This is a genomic window from Pseudomonas poae (genome assembly GCF_001439785.1).
GTDB lineage: Bacteria > Pseudomonadota > Gammaproteobacteria > Pseudomonadales > Pseudomonadaceae > Aquipseudomonas > Aquipseudomonas poae.
Window position 1 is genome coordinate 1 of the sequence record NZ_JYLI01000036.1, and the last position, 6,897, is coordinate 6,897.

Annotated in this window: 1 protein-coding gene; it reads left to right on the forward strand. The window is 57.2% G+C overall.

The genetic code is table 11. The features are described from left to right. The coding region (locus TU75_RS27840) for an Ig-like domain-containing protein (protein WP_169794370.1) at window positions 1-6,897 on the forward strand (6,897 nt) is incomplete at both ends.

Sequence of the window (6,897 nt, forward strand, 5' to 3'; positions counted from 1 at the left end):
GTGTTGGCTCAATCACCATCGGCACTGATGGCGCATACACGTTCACGCCAGTCAAAGACTTCAACGGCGATGTACCGCAAATTGGTTACACGACCAACACCGGTTCGAGCAGCACGCTGGACGTGAAGATCGATGCGGTTGACGACGCGAGCGTTCTCAAAGCAGACACCGGTAACGCCTTGGAAGACAACGTTGCCACTGGCAATGTGCTCTCGAATGACGTGGACGTAGACAGCGCCCTGACTGTTGCCACGTTCAATGTTGGTGGCACCACTTATAACGCCGGCCAAACCGCGACCATTGCTGGCGTCGGTTCAATCACCATCGGCACTGATGGCGCGTACACCTTCACGCCAGTCAAAGACTTCAACGGTGATGTGCCACAAATCGGCTACACCACCAATACCGGTTCGAGCAGCACGCTGGACGTGAAGATTGATGCGGTTGACGACGCGAGCGTCCTCAAAGCGGACACCGGCAGCGCGCTTGAAGATAACGTTGCCACCGGCAATGTGTTGAGCAATGACGTTGACGTCGACAACACCCTGACTGTTGTCACTTTCAACGTGGGAGGCACTAGTTACGCAGCCGGCCAGATCGCTGTTATCGCAGGCGTTGGCTCAATCACCATCGGCGCTGACGGCGCATACGCTTTCACGCCTGTTAAAGACTTCAACGGTGATGTGCCGCAAATCGGTTACACGACCAACACGGGTTCGAGCAGCACGCTGAACGTGAAGATCGATGCGGTTGACGACGCGAGCGTCCTCAAAGCAGACACCGGCAGTGCCTTGGAAGATAACGTTGCAACAGGCAACGTGCTGAGCAATGACGTCGACGTCGATAACACATTGACTGTAGCCACGTTCAACGTGGGTGGCACCAACTACGCCGCTGGCCAGACTGCCGTGATCGCGGGCGTGGGTAGCATCACTATCGGCGCTGACGGCGCCTACGCTTTCACCCCCGTTAAAGACTTCAACGGCGATGTGCCGCAAATCGGTTACACCACCAACACCGGTTCGAGCAGCACGCTGGATGTGAAGATTGATGCGGTTGATGACGCAAGCGTCCTCAAAGCCGACACCGGCAGCGCCCTGGAAGACAACGTTGCCACTGGCAATGTGCTGAGCAACGACGTCGACGTCGATAACGTGTTGAGCGTTGCGACTTTCAGTGTCAACGGCACCAGCTACAACGCTGGCCAGACGGCCGTAATTGCAGGTGTGGGGAGTATCACTATCGGCGCTGACGGTGCCTATGCCTTCACGCCGGTCAAAGACTTCAACGGCGATGTGCCTCAAATCGGTTACACCACCAACACCGGTTCTAGCAGCACGCTGGATGTGAAGATCGACGCGGTTGACGACGCAAGCGTCCTCAAGGCGGATACCGGCAGTGCGCTTGAAGACAACGTTGCCACTGGCAATGTGTTGAGCAATGACTTCGACGTAGACAACACGCTGACTGTTGCCACGTTCAATGTTGGTGGCACCACTTATAACGCAGGCCAAACCGCCGTTATCGCGGGCGTCGGCTCAATCACCATCGGTTCAGACGGCGCCTACGCCTTCACGCCAGTCAAAGACTTCAACGGTGACGTGCCGCAAATCGGTTACACGACCAACACGGGCTCGAGCAGTACCCTGGACGTGAAAATCGACGCGGTCGACGACGCAAGTGTCCTCAAAGCCGATACCGGTAGCGCGCTTGAAGATAACGTTGCCACCGGCAATGTGTTGAGCAACGACGTTGACGTCGACAATACCCTGACTGTTGCCACGTTCAATGTCGGTGGAACCACTTACAACGCCGGCCAGACTGCAACCATCGCAGGTGTTGGCGCTATCACCATCGGTGCAGACGGCGCCTATGCTTTCACGCCGGTCAAAGACTTTAACGGTGACGTGCCACAAATCGGCTACACGACCAACACCGGTTCGAGCAGCACGCTGGACGTGAAAATCGACGCAGTCGACGACGCAAGCGTGCTCAAGGCGGATACCGGCAGCGCGCTTGAAGATAACGTTGCTACCGGCAACGTCCTTTCGAATGACGTCGATGTTGACAACGTCTTGACCGTTGCGACCTTCAGCGTTAACGGCACCAGCTACAACGCAGGCCAGACCGCCGTTATCGCGGGCGTGGGTAGCATCACCATCGGCACTGATGGCGCGTACACCTTCACCCCAGTCAAAGACTTCAATGGTGATGTACCGCAAATCGGCTACACGACCAACACCGGCTCTAGCAGCACGCTGGATGTGAAGATTGATGCGGTTGATGACGCAAGCGTCCTTAAGGCCGATACCGGTAGCGCGCTTGAAGATAACGTTGCCACTGGCAATGTGCTGAGCAACGACGTCGACGTCGATAACGTGTTGAGCGTTGCGACTTTCAGCGTCAACGGCACCAGCTACAACGCTGGTCAGACTGCCGTAATTGCAGGTGTGGGTAGCATCACTATCGGCGCTGACGGCGCCTACGCTTTCACCCCCGTTAAAGACTTCAACGGCGATGTGCCGCAAATCGGCTATACCACCAATACCGGTTCGAGCAGTACGCTGGACGTGAAGATCGACGCAGTCGACGACGCAAGCGTCCTCAAAGCGGACACCGGCAGCGCGCTTGAAGACAACGTTGCCACTGGCAACGTGCTGAGCAACGACGTCGACGTCGATAACACGCTGACTGTTGCCACGTTCAATGTTGGTGGCACCACTTATAACGCCGGCCAAACCGCGACCATTGCTGGCGTCGGTTCAATCACCATTGGTGCTGACGGCGCGTACGCCTTCACGCCAGTCAAAGATTTCAACGGCGATGTACCGCAAATCGGTTACACGACCAACACGGGTTCGAGCAGTACCCTGGACGTGAAGATTGATGCGGTTGATGACGCAAGCGTTCTCAAGGCGGATACCGGCAGTGCGCTGGAAGATAACGTTGCCACTGGCAATGTGTTGAGCAATGACGTCGACGTAGATAACACATTGACTGTCGCCACGTTCAACGTGGGTGGCACTAACTACGCCGCCGGCCAGACGGCCGTAATTGCAGGCGTGGGCAGCATCACCATCGGTGCAGACGGCGCCTACGTCTTCACCCCAGTCAAAGACTTCAACGGTGATGTGCCGCAAATCGGTTACACGACCAACACGGGTTCGAGCAGTACCCTGGACGTGAAAATCGACGCAGTCGACGATGCAAGCGTCCTTAAAGCCGATACCGGCAGCGCGCTTGAAGATAACGTTGCCACTGGCAACGTCCTTTCGAATGACGTGGACATCGACAACACCCTGACTGTCGCCACGTTCAATGTCGGTGGAACCACTTACAACGCCGGCCAGACTGCAACCATCGCAGGTGTCGGCGCTATTACCATCGGTGCAGACGGCGCCTACGCCTTCACCCCAGTTAAAGACTTCAACGGTGACGTGCCACAAATCGGCTACACCACCAATACCGGTTCGAGCAGCACGCTGGATGTGAAGATTGATGCGGTTGATGACGCAAGCGTCCTCAAAGCCGACAACGGCAGCGCGCTTGAAGATAACGTTGCCACTGGCAACGTGCTGAGCAATGACGTCGACGTCGATAACGTGTTGAGCGTTGCGACTTTCAGTGTCAACGGCACCAGCTACAACGCTGGCCAGACGGCCGTAATTGCAGGTGTGGGGAGTATCACTATCGGCGCTGACGGTGCCTACGCCTTCACGCCAGTCAAAGATTTCAACGGCGATGTACCGCAAATCGGTTACACGACCAACACCGGTTCAAGCAGCACGCTTGACGTGAAGATCGACGCGGTTGACGATGCAAGCGTTCTCAAGGCCGATACCGGCAGTGCGCTTGAAGACAACGTTGCCACTGGCAATGTGTTGAGCAATGACGTTGACGTCGACAACACTCTCACTGTTGCCACGTTCAACGTGGGCGGCACCAACTACGCAGCTGGCCAGACTGCCGTTATCGCGGGCGTGGGCAGCATCACTATCGGCGCTGACGGCGCCTACGTCTTCACCCCAGTCAAAGACTTCAACGGCGATGTTCCGCAAATCGGCTACACCACCAACACCGGTTCAAGCAGCACGCTGGACGTGAAGATTGACGCGGTCGATGACGCAAGCATCCTCAAAGCTGACACCGGCAGTGCGCTGGAAGACAACGTAGCCACCGGCAATGTGCTGAGCAACGACGTCGACGTCGATAACGTGTTGAGCGTTGCGACCTTCAGCGTCAACGGCACCAGCTATAACGCCGGCCAGACCGCGACCATCGCGGGTGTTGGCTCAATCACCATCGGCACTGATGGCGCGTACACCTTCACGCCAGTCAAAGACTTCAACGGTGATGTGCCACAAATCGGCTACACCACCAATACCGGTTCGAGCAGTACCCTGGACGTGAAAATCGACGCAGTCGACGACGCAAGCGTCCTCAAAGCGGACACCGGCAGCGCGCTGGAAGACAACGTTGCCACTGGCAACGTATTGAGCAACGACGTTGACGTCGATAACACCCTGACTGTTGCCACGTTCAACGTGGGTGGCACCACGTATAACGCCGGCCAGACCGCAACTATCGCAGGTGTCGGCGCTATTACCATCGGTGCAGACGGCGCCTACGCCTTCACGCCGGTCAAAGACTTCAACGGCGACGTTCCGCAAATCGGCTACACGACCAACACGGGTTCGAGCAGTACCCTGGACGTGAAGATCGACGCGGTTGACGACGCAAGCGTCCTCAAAGCCGATACCGGCAGCGCGCAGGAAGACAACGTTGCCACTGGCAATGTGTTGAGCAACGACGTTGACGTCGACAACATCCTGACTGTTGCCACTTTCAACGTGGGTGGCACCACGTATAACGCCGGCCAAACCGCAACTATCGCGAGTGTTGGCTCAATCACCATCGGTACTGATGGCGCGTACGCCTTCACGCCAGTCAAAGACTTCAATGGTGACGTGCCACAAATCGGCTACACGACCAACACCGGCTCTAGCAGCACGCTGGACGTGAAGATCGACGCGGTTGACGACGCAAGTGTCCTCAAGGCCGATACCGGTAGCGCGCTTGAAGACAACGTTGCCACTGGCAATGTGCTGAGCAACGACGTCGATGTCGATAACGTGTTGAGCGTTGCGACTTTCAGCGTCAACGGCACCAGCTACAACGCTGGCCAGACGGCCGTAATTGCAGGTGTGGGCAGCATCACTATTGGTGCAGACGGCGCCTACGCTTTCACCCCAGTTAAAGACTTCAACGGCGACGTGCCACAAATCGGCTACACGACCAACACCGGCTCTAGCAGCACGCTGGACGTGAAAATCGACGCAGTCGACGACGCAAGCGTCCTCAAAGCAGACACCGGCAGTGCGCTGGAAGACAACGTAGCCACCGGCAACGTGCTGAGCAACGACGTCGATGTGGATAACGTGTTGAGCGTTGCCACGTTCAATGTTGGTGGCACTACTTATAACGCCGGCCAAACCGCCGTTATCGCGGGCGTGGGCAGCATCACCATCGGTGCAGACGGCGCCTACGCCTTCACCCCCGTTAAAGATTTCAACGGCGACGTGCCGCAAATCGGCTACACCACCAACACCGGTTCGAGCAGCACGCTGGACGTGAAAATCGACGCAGTTGACGACGCAAGCGTGCTCAAAGCCGATACCGGTAGCGCGCTTGAAGATAACGTAGCCACTGGCAATGTGCTCTCGAATGACGTGGACGTAGACAACACCCTGACTGTCGCAACGTTCAACGTGGGTGGCACCAACTACGCAGCCGGCCAAACCGCCGTTATCGCGGGCGTGGGCAGCATCACTATCGGCGCTGACGGCGCCTACGCTTTCACCCCCGTTAAAGACTTCAACGGCGACGTGCCACAAATCGGTTACACGACCAACACCGGCTCTAGCAGCACGCTGGACGTGAAAATCGAAGCAGTCGACGACGCAAGCGTCCTCAAAGCAGACACCGGCAGTGCGCTGGAAGACAACGTAGCCACCGGCAACGTGCTGAGCAACGACGTCGATGTGGATAACGTGTTGAGCGTTGCCACGTTCAATGTTGGTGGCACTACTTATAACGCCGGCCAAACCGCCGTTATCGCGGGCGTGGGCAGCATCACCATCGGTGCAGACGGCGCGTACGCCTTCACGCCAGTCAAAGACTTCAACGGCGATGTGCCGCAAATTGGTTACACCACCAACACCGGCTCTAGCAGCACGCTGGACGTGAAAATCGACGCAGTCGACGACGCAAGTGTCCTCAAAGCTGATGCCGGCAGTGCGCTGGAAGATAACGTTGCCACTGGCAACGTCCTTTCGAATGACGTGGACGTGGACAACGTCCTGACTGTCGCCACGTTCAATGTCGGTGGAACCACTTACAACGCCGGCCAGACTGCAACCATCGCAGGTGTCGGCGCTATTACCATTGGTGCAGACGGCGCCTACGCCTTCACCCCAGTCAAAGACTTCAACGGTGACGTGCCACAAATCGGCTACACCACCAATACCGGCTCCAGCAGCACGCTGGATGTGAAGATCGACGCGGTTGATGACGCAAGTGTCCTCAAAGCGGACACCGGCAGTGCGCTTGAAGACAACGTTGCCACTGGCAATGTGCTGAGCAACGACGTCGACGTCGATAACGTGTTGAGCGTTGCGACTTTCAGCGTCAACGGCACCAGCTACAACGCTGGCCAGACTGCCGTAATTGCAGGTGTGGGCAGTATCAGTATCGGCGCTGACGGTGCCTATGCCTTCACGCCGGTCAAAGACTTCAACGGCGACGTTCCGCAAATCGGCTACACGACCAACACGGGTTCGAGCAGTACCCTGGACGTGAAGATCGACGCGGTTGACGACGCAAGCGTCCTCAAAGCCG